Source organism: Bacillus sp. AC266 (assembly GCF_979253805.1).
The window spans coordinates 1,058,328-1,076,069 of sequence record NZ_CEEDEC010000002.1; the positions used below are offsets into that span (position 1 = coordinate 1,058,328).

The window sequence follows — 17,742 nt, forward strand, 5'->3', positions numbered from 1 at the left end:
TGATGAAGGAGTTAATATATTGATGAAAAATGAGCGCCACGTTTTAGTTGTTTTCCCGCATCCGGATGATGAGTCGTATTGCGTGGCTGGAACAATTTTGGCTTATACTGAGCAGAAAGTCCCTCTTACTTATGTTTGCTTAACACTTGGTGAAATGGGGAGAGCGATGGGGAATCCACCTTTTGCAACTCGTGAATCTTTATATACAATTAGAGAGAAAGAGTTAAAGCGAGCTACAAATATTTTAGGGATTGAAGATTTACGTATGATGGGATATCGTGATAAAACTCTTGAATTTGAAGAGCCTGGAAAATTAAGAAGCTTGATTCAAAACTGTATTGAAGAATTGGATCCTTCTGTAGTTATTTCTTTCTATCCTGGGTATGCAGTTCATCCGGATCACGATGCAACTGGGGAAGCAGTAGTAGAGGCCTTAGCTAATATTTCGGAAAGTAAACGACCAGCCTTTTATGCTGTAGCTTTTTCGAAAAATCATGAAGACGAAATAGGACCTCCAGATTTTAAAAATGAAGTGAAAAAATATGTTCCGAAAAAATTGGAAGCATTACGAGCACATGCATCACAATTTACAACTAAAGTGGATGAGCTGGAAAGGGAGTATGAAGACGGTATTTCAGGCACAGTTGAGTGGTTAGAAAGAGAACCGTTTTGGATATATTCATTCAAAGATAAAAATATGTGATGCTACATCTGAAGGTGATGAATATGTATTTTGAATATAAGAATCGAAAGATTTTTTACAATATAGAAGGATCGGGTCCTGTCATATTGTTTTTACACGGTCTTGGAGGAAATTCGAATAATTGGTTATATCAAAGAAAATACTTCAAGAAGACATGGACCGTAATCTCACTCGATTTACCTGGGCATGGGAAATCCGAAGGGATGGAAATTAGTTTTAAAGAATATTCAAATGTTTTATATGAGTTATGTAATCATTTAAAGCTAAAATCAGTAACAATTTGTGGTCTTTCAAAAGGAGCTAGAGTGGGTATCGATTTTGCTATTCAATATCCACGTTTTGTTTCTAGCTTAATTGTTGTAAATGCATTTCCCTATTTAGAACCGGCAGATCGTAAAGAACGACTTGAAGTATATGATTTACTTAGCTTGCAGGATAAAGGGAAAACTTGGGCTGATACGTTATTGAGAGCAATGGGAGTAGAAGATAATGATGCAATTGTCCGAGGATTTCATCAATCCCTACAAACGATTCATCCGACGCATATTCAAAGGCTATTCGCTGAATTAGTTGATTACGATCAAAGACCATACCTCTCTAACATTGCATGTCCTGCATTAATAATACGAGGAGAGAATGATTATTTTGTTCCGGAAAAGTATGTGAGAGAATTTGAAAAACACCTGAGAAACGTGACTTTCGTTGAGTTGAAAAATAGTGGGCACTTGCCTTATTTAGAACAGCCTACTAGCTTTAATGTGACGGTAGAGGCATTTTTAAATCATGCGCTTGATTAATACCATTTTTGCAGTGAATACTGTTATTAATGAGTTCAGGACACCAGCTTGGAGAGGAGGGAACTAAATGGAATGGCAACCGAATCGTGAAGATAAGATACCAGTTTATAAACAAATTGCTGATTACATTGAAAGAGGCATTTCTACCGGTGAATTCCCTTCTGATAGAAAATTACCTTCCGAGCGTATGTTAGCACAGAATTTACAAGTGAACCGGAGTACGGTCGTAGCTGCTTATGAGGAATTGAAATCACTTGGGGTAGTAGAACGGAAAAAAGGAAGCGGCACTCGGGTGAATACAGATATATGGGGTGTGTCACATAAACGAATACCGAACTGGGGTAGGTACGTTGAGGATGGATCGTTCTTACCTAATGTACCACTTGTTCAACAAATTCGAACGGAAACACAAAAAGATGATTTAATCAATTTAGCGAGTGGTGAATTGTCATCAGATTTAATTCCGAGTGATAGATTTCGAACAATTTTGTCGGAGAAAACATTTATGGGAAATCTCGGTTATGACCATCCGCTTGGAAATGAAATGTTGCGAAAAACCATTGCGGCACATGTCGAGCAATATAAACAAATAGAAGCAGATTCAAGCTCTATTCTTATTACATCTGGAGCTCAGCAAGCACTTAATCTTATCGTTCAATGTTTGTTAAAGCCTGGAGATGCGATTGCAATTGAGGATCCCTCCTATTGTTATTCACTTCCGATGTTTAAATCAGCAGGTTTAAAAATATTCCGTTTACCAGTTGATCAGCATGGTATGAATCCAGATGACTTAATCGATTTGCACAAAAAGCATCGCATTCGTATGGTGTTTTTAAATCCGGATTATCAAAATCCAACTGGAACGGTACTTTCATTGGCAAGACGTAAAAAGGTTTTAGAACTATCTTCTGAATTTGGTATACCGATTGTAGAAGATGATCCGTATAGTTTGACTTCTTTTACTGGAGAAGTGAATCCAACATTGAAATCGATGGATCAAAATGGGAATGTTCTTTATGTGAGCTCATTATCAAAAATTGTTGCATCAGGATTACGTATTGGTTGGGTAATTGGCCCCACGCGCGTAATTGAGAGATTGGCAGATGCGAAGCAGCAAGTTGATTTCGGTCATAGTGTATTTACACAGTGGGTAGCGAACCAATTTTTAGAATCTGAGGATTTTCATGCGCATATTACGATGCTCCGTGGACAACTGAAACAAAGAAGAGATGAGTTAATTAGAAAGCTTGAAGAAATATTAGGGGATCAGATTGAATTTTTTGTTCCTGAGGGCGGAATACATTTATGGTGCAAAGTGCAAGGAACGTTTGATGAATATCATTTACTAGGTGAATCTATACAAAATGGTGTAGCATTTGTCCCAGGAAGCGTCCTAGGTTCGAAAAGTGAATATATCCGATTTACTTTTGGCAGAGCGAATGTAGAACAAATTCAGCTTGGAGTTACAAGGTTTGCGGAAACATTAAATGAGATTTCATAATAGCGAAGCGTAATATGGAAATGAGGGAAAGAAATGAAGTACGTGACGCTTTTACTTCAAGTAGGCGTGCTATATGTGTTTAGCTTAGCTGGTACGTGGATTCAAGGAGTATTCCATCTGTCGATGCCAGGAAGTTTAATAGGGATGTTAATATTGTTTCTACTCCTTTCTACTCGTATTTTTCCATTAAAGTGGTTTGAGGTAGGGGCAGAAAAGTTAATAGTATTTTTACCGTTATTTCTAATTCCTTCGACAACAGGATTAATGGAATATGGATCTTTTCTTTTAAGTAAGGGGAGTGTTATATTCCTTTTAGTAATTGCAAGTACGGTAGTAACATTGATTGTTTCAGGGTATGTAAGTCAATTATTAGTAACATCAAAAAAATAAAATCGACAAGGTGCACGATTCAAATGGTCTTAATTATTATTACTGTAGTAATTTATTTATTGGCGACAAAGTTATATAAAAAATTTACGTTTCCATTTACGTTACCGGTATTAACAGTTACAGCAATTATGATTTGCTTATTTTTGATATTTGGTATTTCTCATCATGAGTATAAGGAAAATGGGGGAGACATTCTTTCAGGTTTTTTGAGTCCTGCAATTGTAGCGTTAGCCATACCTCTATTTAAAGAGCGAAAGATACTTATGAAAAACTTTTTAGCGATACTAATCGGCGTAGTGATAGGTATAGTGGCTTTAACGAGTATGAATATAGTGATTGGTGGAATTTTAAATATAGATAAGGAACTTATATTAACAACTTTACCACAATTAGCGACAATGCCTATTGCCATTTCATTAGCGGATCAAATTGGTGGCATTCCATCTATGACTTCTAGTTTTGTAGTTGTTGCAGGAATAACAGGTGCTATTATCGGACCGACAGTACTTAAGTTTTTCCGAATAACAAGTACGATTGGAAAAGGAGTGGGGATGGGCTGTGCATCACATATTATTGGTGTGAGCCGTCTAGTGAAAGAAGGAGAGAAAGAGGCAACTATCGGTTCGGTAACGATGATTGTAACAGGGATACTTATTAGTATATTAGTACCTTATGGAGTGAAATTTTTATTTTGAAAATTAATGAATCGTAATAAGGAGCATAACACTACTCATTTTAGAGCGTAATGGAGATGATTAAAATGACAACATGGTTTATAGTTACATTATTTATTTTTGGTGCTCTTAAAGTACTAGTTTCTAGTATGCCAACTTCTGTTGTAGAATCAATTATTAGTAGATTTGAGTTACACCAAAAACTTGATGAGGAAAATACTACTGTAACGGTAGATGGGGAAAGTATAGAAGGAGAAATGAAACTGCAAGTTATTCATGAATTTAACGAGGCTTTATTTTTAGATAAACATTATTTTCCGCCGCAAGGGAATGGTACACCGATAGTCATGGAGACGAAGAAAGGAAAAAGAGAGATTAGATTTTCTATATATAGCTACGAGGAACACGTTGATGTAGTAAAGCAATATAAGAAGAAAGTAGTTGCATATCGTTTGCGATCAAAAAGCCTTCAAAGTCGTTCAGTAGCAGTGACTGAAGATTATGCTTAAGGAGAGACCGTTATTATAACGGTCTCTTTATTTTTGCATCCAAGTATATAATTTCCAAATAAGAGAAAAGAAAATGATATATCCAAATAAAGAATAAGCATGATGCCAATTCCCGTTATGTACAAATAAACCTAACCTCTCAGCAACTTGTTCAAAAATACTAGCACAAAGCCCTATTAAAATAATAAATAGAGTTCTAGAAACTGCAGATAATGTTTTTGAAATTTGTATGAAAATGATTGTTAAAATTGGTAGCACAAACAACGTAAAGCCTATGTTAACTGAAAATATAGATGAGAAAGGTCTAACTGGAAAGGAATATATTTGTGTATGCACAAAGAAAGCATCTAAGCAAGTTCCAATAATAGAAGAAAGTAAGACTGTAACTAATAATGCTAAAAAATCATTCTTCTTCTCGAAGGAGGACATTTTTCTTTGCGAGAATTGCGAGTTCAATTTTTTCGAGTGTTTTGCAGTAGTCTTCTGTAATTTGTCCATTTATATTTTCCTCCTTATCAACTAAATAATTTACAACTTGCCAATCGTTAAACCAATCTTCATTTTCAACTTCTTCATGTTTCATATCCCGCCATGCATAGATGAGTGCAGGGCTGTATATACGATACGCGTCACTACGTAGCTGGCATTTCTTTATTCGGCGTTTATAAAACTCACGCGAAAAAGATTCATTTACACTAGAAAATAAATGAGGCCAGTAATCTTTTCTTGAGCCTGTATGTGGATGGTGATGGACCCAGTTTATTATTTGAGATAAAATATGTGTATCCCGAAATAACAATGAATACAACCGTTTTCCAAGTGAAATTCGTTCATGCAAAGAAGTGAAATGTTTCATTGTATCACCAAATAGTAATACTTTTTGCTTTTTATCATTTTCGTAAAATGGGAAAAGGATATGATTAAACTGAAAAAAATCAAAGAGTTTAAATCCAATACTATTTAATACAGTCTTTTTAAAGTGTGCATTTTGAATAACTCTTTTTTCTAAGTAGTTTTGTTCATTAACAATAGTTGCGATCGCTAATGTTTTTTTGTTACCTGTTTTCCAAAAATCGTTCCACATTGTTTCCATAAATGTAGAAACATTTAAGTGAGTGAGAAGGTGAAATAGCTTTTTTGATTTTTTTACACTTTGCTCATATAGTAAAAATTGAGGATATACATCTTGAAAAATGAGCCAATTTCCTCTTTCTAAAAAAGAGAAAAATGTAATTTGATCTTTCTCGGATAAAAGCCTCGTATATAAATCTCCCTTTAAATCTGTCATATTCCAGCCACCGTTACGTGATACGATATGCCCAAGTAGTGCCCAATGTATTTCTGGATATTGAATGTAAAATTGGTAGTATGCACGTGTTCTTGTGACGTTATTTTTATTTAGTTCTTTTGTCTGAGCTTTAATTTTATCGATGATAAGTTGCTCTTCTTTCGTTAATTTATATATGGTAACAGAAGAGATGAGATCGCTTTTTTGTTGTAACTCGTTTTTCACGTCGAATAGGGAGAGAGGGAGTGCTTTTGAGAATTCTTTAGATGTATTGTTTGAATTGCTTTGGTACATTCCATTACCTCCCTTTTCTATGAGTTTAAATGTGGTATTGGTTATGAATCATTCCATTTATCTCGCTATTAACGAGCAGTAAGACTCCCATCTCAAAAGTCGGCTAAAGCAAAGAAGTTAGGTGAGGGTGGGGCTGCTCGTAAAAGCCCGATTGATTCAACTAATAATCAGTGGGGGATGGACAAAATCCCCACTAATTAAAGTTTCACTTTATTTTATTACGAGTATAAGAAATAAATGAGCGGTGTTTTTTAAACCAGTAATATAGTTATCATTCAAACAGTATAAAGAAAATCTAATTGCTAAGAAGTGAAATGAAAAACAGAAACTATTAAAAAATAGTTTCTGTTTTTTTATTTTGTCAATTAAATGTAACAAACGACGATTATGATTTGAATCAATTGAAAATAATTCAATAACCTTAATAAATACAATTTGAATTGAAATGTATGGTAGGAGGAAAAGGAATGCTTAATAAAATAATTTTAATTACTGGTGGTACAGGTTCGTGGGGACACGAACTTATAAAACAACTATTAGAAAAATCACCGAAAGAAATTAGAGTTTTTTCAAGGAATGAAACGGTTCAGTTTGAAATGCAGCAACAGTTTATAAATGAAGAGAGATTGAAATTTATTATTGGAGATATTCGTGATAAAGAGCAACTAGTATATGCTTGCCAAGGTGTACATTATGTATTTCATCTTGCAGCTTTAAAGCATGTTCCAGTATGTGAATATTATCCTTATGAAGCTATAAAAACAAATATACATGGTACGCAAAATGTAATTGAAGCATCTATCCAGAATCAAGTTGAGAAAGTTATATATGTTTCAACTGATAAAGCGGCGGATCCATCAAATACGTATGGGATGACAAAAGCAATTGGTGAAAAATTAATGGTTCATGCGAATGTGCAAACGAAGAAAACAAAATTCATTTGTGTTCGTGGCGGAAATGTTCTAGGAACGAGTGGAAGTGTGGTACCGCTTTTTAAAAAGCAAATTAAGCAATCTTCAAAAGTAGGGATTACCGATGCAAATATGACTAGATTTTTCTTAACCATTGAAGATGCTGTTGGATTGTTATTTAAAGCAGCATCTGAAGGAAGAGGAGGAGAAATCTTTGTTATGAAAATGCCAGCATGTAAAATAACGGATTTAGCAAGAATATTGATTGAAGATTCGAAAAAAGAAAGCGTGAAGATAAAAGAGGTAGGGATAAGACCTGGTGAAAAATTAAGTGAAATGCTTTTATCTGAGGTAGAGAGTAAAACAAGTATTAGTTTTGATCAAAATTATTTTGTGGTACTACCGACTATTCCTATAGAAGGACTTCAAGAATATTATGCTAGTTATCCGCTTGTGGATGTGAAGAGTTTTAGTTCTCAACAAGACTTACTTACAAAACATGAGGTGAAACAAATGTTAGAAAAAGGAGGGTTTTTACGATGAAAAGAAATGCGAGCCTTTTAATAACTGGTGCAAATGGCTTCACAGGACGTCATGCTTGCCAATATTTTTTAGAGCAGGGCTTTCATGTAATTCCTATGTTTCAAAATCGTTCACATAGAGAAAAAATCGAAAATGGTATTACTTGTGATTTAACAAATAAGAGTGAAGTAATGAAGGTAATTAAACAAATAAAACCAGACTATGTATTGCATTTAGCAGGAAGAAACTCAGTTAATGAGTCTTGGACAGCTTCTCTGGAATATATAGAGATTAACGTAATAGGGACTTTATATTTATTAGAAGCCATTAAGCAGGAAGCCTCGCATTGTAAAACATTAGTTATAGGATCTGCATTGCAAGCAGATAGTATGAAAAACATAAAAGTTTCAAATCCATATAGTTTAAGTAAAACTATGCAAGTCATTATTGCGGAGGCTTGGGGCGGATTAATGGATTCAAATATTATCATTGCAAAGCCCTCAAATTTAATTGGTCCAGGAGTATCGAATGGTGTTTGTTCAATTCTCGCAAAAAAAATGATAGATATAGAATCGGGTAGAAGTAAAGCGATTATTGAAGTAAACAGTTTGAAAGATAGTAGAGACTTTCTAGATGTACGTGATGCAGTTAAAGCGTATCATGTGTTATTACGTGATGGTATAAATGGAAAACAATATAATATTGGATCAGGAGTAAAACACTCTTTATTAGATGTATTGGAACAATATAAAGGATTAACACAGTTGAATTTTACTATAAAAGAAACAGAGAATAGTGAGAGCGGCTCAAATGAAAGTTTAGTATTAGAGGATATAAAAAAGTTAGGTTGGGTTCCAGAAATCCCATTTCAGCAATCATTAAAAGATGTACTTGAGTATGCGAAGTGTAGTGACATCTGCATTTAATGAAAAATATAAAAGGATGTAAGAAATATATGAATTGTTATGAGACTATAAATAATCAAAATATGCTATCGCTTTCGATTGTTGATACGCTGGATTGGAAAGATGAAGAAGAACATGTTTTGAGCATCTATGAGGCGATAAATACATGTCGAGCATATGTGGAAAAGGTTAATCGAAAACCCAAAACAATATATACAGGAACTAGTCCTGTAATCCAAGTCTTTACTCAGTATGAATGTAGTGAGTATGGAAATGATTTTTATGAACTTATCAAAGATCTTTTGCAAGACATAGGTCTGGAGTTAAAGATTTATATAAATCATAGTAAGTTAATGTACATTTGAAAGATTACTATAAAGCTAGACTTTTAATGATAAAGGTGGGATATAAGCTATGAATAAAACGATTCTCTTTACTGGGGGCGGTACAGCCGGACACGTAATGATTAATATGGTATTGATTCCTAAATTTATGGAAAAAGGATGGGGAGTTGAGTATATTGGATCTCAAAATGGAATTGAAAAATTATTAGTTCAAAATGTTAAGTACAATAGTATTTCAACGGGGAAGCTCCGGAGATATTGGGATTGGGAGAACTTTAAAGATCCTTTTAAAATTATAAAAGGCTGCTTACAAAGTTATAAATTAATTAAGAAAATAAAGCCTGACGTTATCTTTTCGGCAGGAGGATTTGTTTCAGTTCCTGTAGTAATAGGGGCATGGTTAAATAGTGTACCTATCGTAATACGTGAACCAGATAGCACCTTAGGACTTGCAAATAAAATAGCATTACCTTTTGCTACAAAACTATGCACAACATTCCCTCATACAGGGAAGAATGTAAGTAATGAGAAAAAGGTTTATGTAGGACCAATTGTAAGGGAAGAAATTGAGAGAGGTAACGTATTACGAGGAAGAAGGTATTGTGAATTTCAGCAAGATAAACCGGTATTGTTAATAATGGGTGGGAGTCAAGGTGCTAAGTGGATAAATGATATGGTAAGGAAAAGTTTAGATACATTATTATTAAGTTTTAATATTGTTCATATGTGTGGTAAAGGGAAGGTGGATCCTTCTATCGGAATGGAAGGTTATATGCAATTTGAATATATAGGGGAAGAGTTGCCACATATACTGAATATGGCAAGTGTTGTAGTTTCCAGGGCTGGTTCTACTGCTATTTCTGAATTGTTATTTTTGAAGAAACCGATGTTGCTTATTCCGTTAACTAATGGTTCCAGTAGAGGGGATCAAGTTTTAAATGCTGACTATTTTTCTAGGCAAGGATATGCGGAAGTATTACTTCAAGATAGAATAAGCACCAGTACATTTACAGATGTGGTAAATAAGTTGTATGTAAATAAGGAGAGATATATTCAAAACATGAATGGATTTAAGAAAACAAATGAGGAGGGAATTCATCAATTAATAGATTTAATAAATGAAGTAGTTAAATAATAAAAAAAGGAAAGAAATTATTTTCTTTCCTTTTTACTATAGTTGTTCAAATTCATTATTACCTATAACGATTACATTCCGTATAGAGTTATATGCATTTTGATTTACTATGGACGAATACCGTTTTCTAACAGCTTAGTAAATGCATTGGCATAAATAGGTTTACTGTAATAGTAACCTTGAATAAACTGACATTTATTTTTTTGAAGGAAATTTACGTGTTCTTTCGTTTCTACGCCTTCAGCAATGACAGACATTCCTAATGTATTTGCTAATGTGATGATTGTTTTAATGATTTCCATTCCATCTTCACACGTTTCAGACATTGTAATAAATTCTCTTGGGATTTTTAACGTATCGATTGGATATAAAGGTAAGTAGGCTAGGGAAGAATAGCCTGTACCAAAGTCGTCGATTGAAATGTGAATCTCTAAACTTTTTAGTGTACGCAGTTTTATCAATGTTTCTCTCTCATCCATCATTGCAATTCGTTCTGTTAATTCTAGATCAAGGGAACTTGCTGGTAAGCCTGTAGTTGCTAAAGTAGAAGAAATAGATTTTACAAAGCCTTCTTGTTCAAATTCTTTAGCAGATAAATTTACCCCTATTTTCAAATGCGAATATCCGAGTGCGTGCCAACGTTTCATTTGCTCACAAGCCTGCTGTAATGTCCATTTTCCTATTGGAATAATTTGTAGTGTTTCTTCTGCAATCGGAATAAACTCGTATGGAGAAATAACACCTAATTCAGGATGATTCCACCTGATTAAAGCTTCTGCACCGATAATTTTATTAGATTCACTATCAACTTGAGGTTGATACAAAAGGAACAATTCTTCATTTTGTATTGCGTTTGGTAAATCTTTTTCTAATCGTAATCGTCTTTCGATTTTTTTAGCGATTACATCGTCATAAATAGAGACAGAGTTAAGCTCTTTTGCCTTTGCATCATACATTGCAACATTAGCGTTTTTCAGAAGTGTAGCGGTATCGATTCCGGAATGTGGATAAATGGAGATACCGATACTCAGTGATAAAGTTAATTTATGCTCATGTATGACAAACGGCTTTTCCATGCTTTCAAATAATTGGTTACATAACTCGAATAAGGAATCTTCGTCAGTATAGTTTTCAATTAAGATTGTAAACTCATCACCACCGATTCTTGACAGATGAGTATGTGATGGAAGACATGATTGGAAACGTTTTGCTACTTCTTCTAATATGTAATCACCTGACGAATGTCCAAGTGTATCGTTAATTACTTTAAAGCGATCTAAATCTAAATATAATAATGCAAACTCACTTTGTGTTGTTTGAGCATTTTTTATAAATTTTCTTAACTTCCTATGGAAAAAGGATCGGTTCCCAATTTTCGTTACAGTATCGTGGAATGCTAAATATTTTATTTCTTCTTGTTGTTTTTTTAGTGCGGTAATATCCTTTACCATAATATAGCTTCCTGAAATTTGTCCATCTATCATAATAGGAACGATGGTAACGTATAAAAAATAAGTAAAGCCATCTTTATATTGAGAACTAAGTTGTAAGGATGCTGATTCTTGTTGTTTAACTTTTTCTAATGCAGATATCAGTTTATGTTTATCTGCATCTAAAATAATAGAAAAACATGTCTCACCAAGTAACTCGTTCGTTGGTGCTCCAAGTAGTATGCTTCCTGCTTTATTTACATTTAAGAATATTCCATTTAAATCAATCGTAAAAATGGGATCAGGATGATATTCATATAATGATTTGAATTTTTGTTGTTTCTGAGATAGGGCCTCTGATTTATGGACTAAATCAGAAGTTCTTAAAGTAACTTTTTCTTCTAGTTGAGCATTAAATACTTGTAAACGTTTTGTTAGGGTGTCGTTTTGCATACGCACAATAGAATGGCGAATAAGTACGAAAACAAAAGCGATACAATTTCCTGTAATGAGAGTTGAAGACGATGTTTGTTCTTTTAATGTAAACCCGATTAGTATTGCAACAGCAAGATAGGGAAATACGACTAATACTTTTTTTCCTAGTATAGGGTTTACAATGAAATAATTTTTATGGCTATTATCATCTTCTGAAATAGACCCAGCTATTGCGATAAGCAATATAGGTATTCTATATAAAAGACGTAAAAATGTTATAGTGTCAGTTGATAAATGGGTATTTAAGTGAAAATAAATATAGTTAAAAGTTGCAGAACTAATCAATACAAAAATAAAGATATAAATTTTCCGCTTGGACTTAAAAATTGTTGGGCGGAAAAAGAGACTAACACCTAGTAGAAGAAATAATAGATCTGCAATTGGATATAGAAATGAAAGGAAAATATCTCCGAGTGAAAGTGAGAATATATTTAAATTTGGCTGATTAAATAAATACCATTCTAATGTGAATATGGAAGTAAGTACTATACATATATCACAAATAAAGAAAGCTCTTTCCCATTTATTGCATTCTTTTAAGATCTTATAGCAAAAAGCGATAAGGCAGAAGAATAGAAAAAACATGTAAAATACATCAGAAATAGTAAAATGATGTATTGGAAGTTCGAAAAAGGTATCTTGATACGTATATACTACTTTTCCTAATAAAAAACTACCAATTGCAATTGTAATACATATCCAAAAAGGATTTGAACTAACTTTTTTAGAGTATATAGAGTAAATTAGCGATATAAATGTAATGACTTCAACGATGAGTGAAGCGAAGCGTACATTGAAATTTGAAAAATTAGTAGGGAACAGAAAGAAAAACATAAAATAGATTGAATAGCATATTAATGTTGTGATTAATATACATAGCTGTAAATTTTTATTTAATTTCAAAAAAATCACCTTCTTTAAGTATGTACTATATTCGTAATATCTATACGTAATAATATTACTTAAGGATTGTATCAGATTTCCTTATAAAAAGCATGCTTATAAGGAAAAAAACAAGAGTGCAATAATTCTTGAAAATGAAAAAACACTACATTTAATGATTTTTAGTGTATCAAGATTTTAGATGGGAATTGTATATTTAGTCATCCAGTATATTTTAAAGGTTTTTTAGTGCTTTGCAAGTGGAGATGCAAATTTGCATATAAAATGATGGGATTTTCTTTCTAGGTGAGTTTTTGATTGTTATAGGCTAGTAAGTAACACCTTTGTATGTATCTATTTTCATACTAATGAGGGATTTCAAAAATGTTTTAAGAATATACTATAAAATATAGTCATTCATTACGTTTTTAGTATGGTAGGAAAAGCATGAAAAATTTGGTGAAGTTTCGAATAGCACGTCCAACAGATAAGTTTGAAGAGGTTATAGCATTCTATGAAAAAGGATTAGGTTTAAAGCGTATAGGTGAATTTTACGGTCATGAAGGTTACGATGGCGTCATGTTTGGACTACCAGATGAAGAATATCATTTAGAATTTACAAGATATATAGATGGGAGCCCATGTCCAGCTCCAACAAAAGATAACTTACTTGTATTTTACATGCGAGAAGATAGTGAAATGAAAAAAGTGAGTAAAAGGCTGCATACAATGGGGTATGGTGAAGTAGAACCAGAAAATCCGTATTGGAAAGAAAAGGGGATAACGATAGAAGATCCGGATGGTTGGAGAATTGTATTGATGAAAATAGAAGAATGAGGTGTGGCGAAACTAGAGGAGAAAGACGTTTCGAGTTTTGATAGTGTAAAAGAAAATATATATAAGCTTCCTTGAATGGGATAAAATCAAGGGGAAGCTTTTTTGTGAATTTATCTGAAGATTAACATTTGATAATTTGTTCTGGAAAGATATGAAATAAGAACGTATATTCTTATGGGTTGATAGTCATGTCTTTAAAGAGGGATATAGAAAAGGGAGGAATTATGAATACATATATCTATATGGTTAGGCATGGTGAATCGCCAAAATTAGAAGGAAATGAAAGAACACGTGGATTAACTGAGAAGGGAATTTTAGATGCTCAAAGAATAACTGAGATATTAGAAACAGAGGGAATTAATACTTTCATTTCAAGTCCGTATAAGAGGGCTATGTTAACGATAGAAGAGTCAGCGAATCTCCATGAAAAAGAAATGTTAGTATATGAAGATCTTAAAGAGTGTAAGTTTTCAAATGAAAATAAAATTATATCGGATAAGGAAGTGTACCCACTTGTAAAGGAGATGTTTTTTAATCCAGAATATGCACTGACAGATGGAGAGTCATATGCGGATTGTCAGCGAAGAGTAGTGAGAGTGTTAAAAGAAATATTAATGAATTTTCAAGGACATAAAATTGTAATTGGTACACATGGGCTTGTAATGACACTAATGATGAACTATTTTGATAATCAATATGGACTTGAATTTTTAATGAATACATCCAAACCGGATATATATAAGCTAGAATTTAAAGAAGAGCAATTAATGAATGTAGAGAGATTATGGAGAGAAGAATGAAATGGGGTATATGGAGTGTGTTTTAAAAATTACTTTTAAAACACACTCTTTTGCATTAAGTTGAGTTTTAAATATTTTCACTAATACGTTCTTTGTTTTTGTTATTTAAAGTATGTAAGAGTTTTTGAAATACCTTAAATGAATGCTGGAATATTGGACTTTGAATAAAAGTGTATAGAAAAGTTACGATAAAAACAGGACCTCCTAGCATGAATCCAATGACTAGTACAAAGCATTCTACAATAATTCGAGCACGGCTAATAGATAACCCAGTTTTGTCAGAAATGGTAAGCATGAATCCATCGCGTGGTCCAGCACCAATGCCAGCCGCGACGTACATGCCGCCCCCAATTCCTGTAATTGCAATACCAAAAAATAAAATGAGTAAGTTTATCCATAAATAATCACTAGCGTTTGGAAGGATTTTTGATTGTAAGAAAAAGTCCATAATAGGACCGATAAGTAGTGCATTTAAAAATGTGCCCACGTTTATATATTTTCGATCTACTAGTAAAGAGATAAGAACGAGACATAATCCACATATGACACTCCAAGTACCAATTGTCCACCCAAACCGTTGGTAGAGAGCCATATTTAAAACTTCCCAAGGATGTAAACCGAGGAATTTAACTTTGACTGCGAGAGCATTTCCAAGTCCAAAAAAAATTAATCCTAGGAAAAAAAGAAAATAGCGAAAGAGAGTTAGCCTCATCTTTAAAACCTCCCAATATATAATGATGTATATTACATGTTTGAATTTAAATGTACAAATGTTATGTCTTTTTATGATTTATTAAAAATGTAAATGGATATATATTTTCACAGTCAAAAAAGTTAAAATATTTCGTTATAAGGATTATAATAGAGAGAGAACTATAAAAGGAGTGAACGAATTTGAAACAAGAACTTATTGAAAGATTTACGAGATATGTAAAGATTGATACACAATCAAATGAAGAAAGTCATACAGTGCCTACAACACCAGGGCAAATTGAGTTTGGTAAGTTATTAGTGGAAGAGTTGAAAGAGATTGGGTTATCAGAAGTGACGATGGATGAAAAAGGTTACGTAATGGCAACACTGCCTGCTAATACAGATAAGGATGTTCCTGTAATCGGCTTTTTAGCTCATTTAGACACAGCAACAGATTTTACAGGGAAAAACGTAAAACCACAAATTCATGAAAATTTTGATGGTAATGCGATTACGTTAAATGAAGAATTAAATGTTGTGTTAACACCTGAACAGTTCCCGGAATTACCATCATATAAAGGACATACAATTATTACAACTGATGGTACAACACTTCTTGGAGCAGATGATAAAGCTGGTCTTACAGAAATCATGGTCGCAATGAATTATTTAATACATAATCCGCAAATTAAGCATGGAAAAATAAGAGTAGCATTTACACCGGATGAAGAAATTGGCCGTGGACCATCGCATTTTGATGTAGAAGCGTTTGGTGCATCGTTTGCTTATACAATGGACGGAGGTCCATTAGGTGGTTTAGAATATGAGAGTTTTAACGCTGCAAGTGCCAAATTAACTTTTAGAGGGACAAATACACATCCTGGAACAGCGAAAAACAAAATGCGTAACGCAAGTAAACTCGCTATGGAATTCGATAGACAGTTGCCAGTAGAAGAGGCGCCAGAATATACAGAGGGATATGAAGGGTTTTATCATTTACTCTCTTTAAATGGTGATGTCGAGCAAAGTAAAGCTTACTATATTATTCGAGATTTTGATCGTAATCATTTTGAAGCGCGTAAAAATAACATTAAAGATATTGTGAAAAACATGCAAGAGAAGTACGGCGAAGATGCAATCGTTTTAGAGATGAATGATCAGTATTATAATATGCTTGAAAAAATTGAACCGGTGAGAGAAATTGTTGATATTGCGTATGAGGCAATGAAAAGTTTAAATATTGAACCGAATATTCATCCAATTCGCGGTGGAACAGATGGATCGCAATTATCATATATGGGATTACCAACGCCAAATATTTTCACTGGTGGTGAAAACTATCACGGTAAATTTGAGTATGTTTCGGTAGATACTATGGAAAAAGCTGTTCAAGTAATTGTAGAAATCGCAAGACGATTTGAAGAACAAGCTTAAAAAGAGAACCAAGTAGTAATGAAGTGCTACTTGGTTCTTTTCTATAGTAAAAAATACAAAGTGAAACTTGTTACAAGACGTTTGTAAAAGGGGGAAATGTTATGAGTGAAAATCAGTTTCATGGTTATATAGGGACATATACCAAAGCAGAGAGTAAGGGGATTTATAAATTTATACTTGATACGAACATCGGAGAACTTAAAGGGATTGAATTAGCAACTCATATAGGAAGTCCGACATATGTAACGATTAGTCATAACAACGAGTACCTTTATTCTGTTGCGAAAGATAATGGGTTAGGTGGAATTGCTAGTTTTTCTATTCATAATAAATCCGGTAATCTAAATTCGATTAGCATGCAAGTTTTAGAAGGGGCATCGCCGTGCTATGTAAGTGTGAATAGGGAGAATAGTATAGTAGTAGCAGCTAATTATCATAAAGGAACAGTAGAGTCCTATTTAGTGAAAAAGGATAATGGAAGTTTAAATGCTGCTACGGTAATTGTAGAACATAAAGGGTCAGGACCAAATAAGGAAAGGCAAGAAAAGGCACATGCTCATTATATAGATTTTACTCCTGATGAAAAATATGTAGTAGCAGTTGATTTAGGAATAGACAAGGTGATTACATATAAAGAAAGTGATGGAGAACTAATAGAAGTTACACGGTTATCTGTAAAACATGGTAGTGGTCCAAGGCATCTTATATTTCATCCAAGTGCGCAGTATGCATATGTTATGACAGAATTAAGTTCAGAGATTATTGTACTTCAATATGATGCAAAGAGTGGCAGTTTTAAAGAAAAACAATACATTTCTACATTACCTGAAGATTTTAGAAAAGATAGTTACGGAAGTGCAATTCACATTTCTTCTGATGGCAAGTTTGTTTACGCAGCAAATAGGGGACATAATAGTATCGCGGTTTTCCGAGTGAATGAGCACAATGGAGAGCTCGCTTTTATTGAAACAGTATCGACAGAAGGTGATTGGCCACGTGATTTTTCTTTAGATCCTGATGAAAAATTTTTAATTGCAGCGAATGAAAGATCTAATACTTTGACTTTATTTGCTAGGGATGAAATGACAGGGGAGCTAACGCTTGTACAGACGGACGTAAATGTTCCAGAGCCAGTATGTGTGAAGTTTTTACATGTGAAAAAATAGATAGGTTTCCCTATCTATTTTTTATTAGGAAA

At 33.5% G+C, this 17,742-nt stretch carries 18 protein-coding genes; 14 read left to right on the forward strand and 4 right to left on the reverse strand.

Features of this window, described 5'->3' with window-relative positions; genetic code table 11:
- The first annotated feature begins 22 nt into the window (after positions 1-22).
- The 6 genes from bshB2 (at position 23) to AC0IXC_RS13095 (ending at position 4,574) form a co-directional block, all read left to right on the forward strand.
- Positions 23-703, forward strand: coding sequence for a bacillithiol biosynthesis deacetylase BshB2 (bshB2, locus tag AC0IXC_RS13070; protein WP_002033712.1), 681 nt, complete (start codon positions 23-25; stop codon positions 701-703).
- The gene (locus AC0IXC_RS13075) at positions 703-1,500 is read left to right on the forward strand and encodes an alpha/beta fold hydrolase (protein ID WP_002142829.1); all 798 of its coding nucleotides are present in this window, start codon (positions 703-705) and stop codon (positions 1,498-1,500) included. Before bshB2 ends, AC0IXC_RS13075 begins: the two co-directional genes overlap by 1 nt.
- Before the next feature lie 67 nt (positions 1,501-1,567).
- On the forward strand, positions 1,568-3,001 hold the full coding sequence (gene pdxR, locus AC0IXC_RS13080) for a MocR-like pyridoxine biosynthesis transcription factor PdxR (protein ID WP_471652930.1): 1,434 nt from the start codon (positions 1,568-1,570) through the stop codon (positions 2,999-3,001).
- A gap of 33 nt (positions 3,002-3,034) precedes the next feature.
- A complete protein-coding gene (locus AC0IXC_RS13085) occupies positions 3,035-3,391 on the forward strand; it encodes a CidA/LrgA family holin-like protein (RefSeq protein WP_002190466.1) in 357 nt (118 codons plus the stop codon).
- A 23-nt stretch (positions 3,392-3,414) separates the two neighbouring features.
- Positions 3,415-4,086: an LrgB family protein gene (locus AC0IXC_RS13090; RefSeq protein ID WP_016100781.1), complete on the forward strand. Its 672-nt coding sequence runs from the start codon at positions 3,415-3,417 to the stop codon at positions 4,084-4,086.
- Between the two features lie 65 nt (positions 4,087-4,151).
- Positions 4,152-4,574, forward strand: a complete 423-nt coding sequence (locus AC0IXC_RS13095) for a YfmQ family protein (RefSeq protein ID WP_002088014.1) — start codon at positions 4,152-4,154, stop codon at positions 4,572-4,574.
- A 27-nt stretch (positions 4,575-4,601) separates the two neighbouring features.
- Here the strand turns inward: AC0IXC_RS13095 and AC0IXC_RS13100 are convergent, their stop codons facing one another.
- Positions 4,602-5,003, reverse strand: a complete 402-nt coding sequence (locus AC0IXC_RS13100) for a CBO0543 family protein (RefSeq protein ID WP_044442960.1) — start codon at positions 5,001-5,003, stop codon at positions 4,602-4,604.
- Positions 4,978-6,156, reverse strand: a complete 1,179-nt coding sequence (locus tag AC0IXC_RS13105; RefSeq protein ID WP_215590101.1) for a DUF2515 domain-containing protein — start codon at positions 6,154-6,156, stop codon at positions 4,978-4,980. Before AC0IXC_RS13105 ends, AC0IXC_RS13100 begins: the two co-directional genes overlap by 26 nt.
- A 467-nt stretch (positions 6,157-6,623) precedes the next feature.
- Between AC0IXC_RS13105 and AC0IXC_RS13110 the strand changes: the two genes are divergently transcribed.
- The 4 genes from AC0IXC_RS13110 to AC0IXC_RS13125 are packed head-to-tail and all read left to right on the forward strand — an operon-like array spanning position 6,624 to position 9,973.
- A complete protein-coding gene (locus AC0IXC_RS13110; RefSeq protein WP_088039991.1) occupies positions 6,624-7,610 on the forward strand; it encodes a UDP-N-acetylglucosamine 4,6-dehydratase family protein in 987 nt (328 codons plus the stop codon).
- Positions 7,607-8,515 carry an NAD-dependent epimerase/dehydratase family protein gene (locus AC0IXC_RS13115; protein WP_471652931.1) on the forward strand — a complete coding sequence of 303 codons (909 nt, stop codon included), beginning with the start codon at positions 7,607-7,609 and terminating at the stop codon, positions 8,513-8,515. Before AC0IXC_RS13110 ends, AC0IXC_RS13115 begins: the two co-directional genes overlap by 4 nt.
- Positions 8,515-8,859 carry a DUF6572 domain-containing protein gene (locus AC0IXC_RS13120; RefSeq protein WP_207553931.1) on the forward strand — a complete coding sequence of 115 codons (345 nt, stop codon included), beginning with the start codon at positions 8,515-8,517 and terminating at the stop codon, positions 8,857-8,859. Before AC0IXC_RS13115 ends, AC0IXC_RS13120 begins: the two co-directional genes overlap by 1 nt.
- Positions 8,860-8,908: 49 nt before the next feature.
- On the forward strand, positions 8,909-9,973 hold the full coding sequence (locus AC0IXC_RS13125) for an undecaprenyldiphospho-muramoylpentapeptide beta-N-acetylglucosaminyltransferase (protein WP_201064703.1): 1,065 nt from the start codon (positions 8,909-8,911) through the stop codon (positions 9,971-9,973).
- A 107-nt stretch (positions 9,974-10,080) separates the two neighbouring features.
- On the opposite strand, the gene AC0IXC_RS13130 is transcribed toward AC0IXC_RS13125, so the two are convergent.
- Positions 10,081-12,801 (reverse strand): putative bifunctional diguanylate cyclase/phosphodiesterase, encoded by a 2,721-nt coding sequence (locus AC0IXC_RS13130; protein ID WP_471652932.1) that lies wholly within the window; start codon positions 12,799-12,801, stop codon positions 10,081-10,083.
- A 426-nt stretch (positions 12,802-13,227) separates the two neighbouring features.
- Here AC0IXC_RS13130 and AC0IXC_RS13135 point away from each other — a divergent pair, with 426 nt between their 5' ends.
- A complete protein-coding gene (locus AC0IXC_RS13135) occupies positions 13,228-13,617 on the forward strand; it encodes a VOC family protein (protein ID WP_215590099.1) in 390 nt (129 codons plus the stop codon).
- 224 nt (positions 13,618-13,841) lie between these two features.
- The gene (locus AC0IXC_RS13140) at positions 13,842-14,417 is read left to right on the forward strand and encodes a histidine phosphatase family protein (RefSeq protein ID WP_002142816.1); all 576 of its coding nucleotides are present in this window, start codon (positions 13,842-13,844) and stop codon (positions 14,415-14,417) included.
- A gap of 67 nt (positions 14,418-14,484) precedes the next feature.
- Here AC0IXC_RS13140 and AC0IXC_RS13145 read toward each other — a convergent pair whose 3' ends face one another.
- Positions 14,485-15,129, reverse strand: coding sequence for a YczE/YyaS/YitT family protein (locus tag AC0IXC_RS13145; RefSeq protein ID WP_002190457.1), 645 nt, complete (start codon positions 15,127-15,129; stop codon positions 14,485-14,487).
- A gap of 182 nt (positions 15,130-15,311) precedes the next feature.
- On the opposite strand from AC0IXC_RS13145, the gene pepT reads away from it, so the two are divergent.
- Entirely contained in the window at positions 15,312-16,544 is a 1,233-nt protein-coding gene (gene pepT, locus AC0IXC_RS13150; protein ID WP_012261523.1) for a peptidase T, read from the forward strand.
- Positions 16,545-16,645: 101 nt separating this feature from the next.
- On the forward strand, positions 16,646-17,710 hold the full coding sequence (locus tag AC0IXC_RS13155; protein ID WP_215590097.1) for a lactonase family protein: 1,065 nt from the start codon (positions 16,646-16,648) through the stop codon (positions 17,708-17,710).
- Positions 17,711-17,742 lie beyond the last annotated feature (32 nt).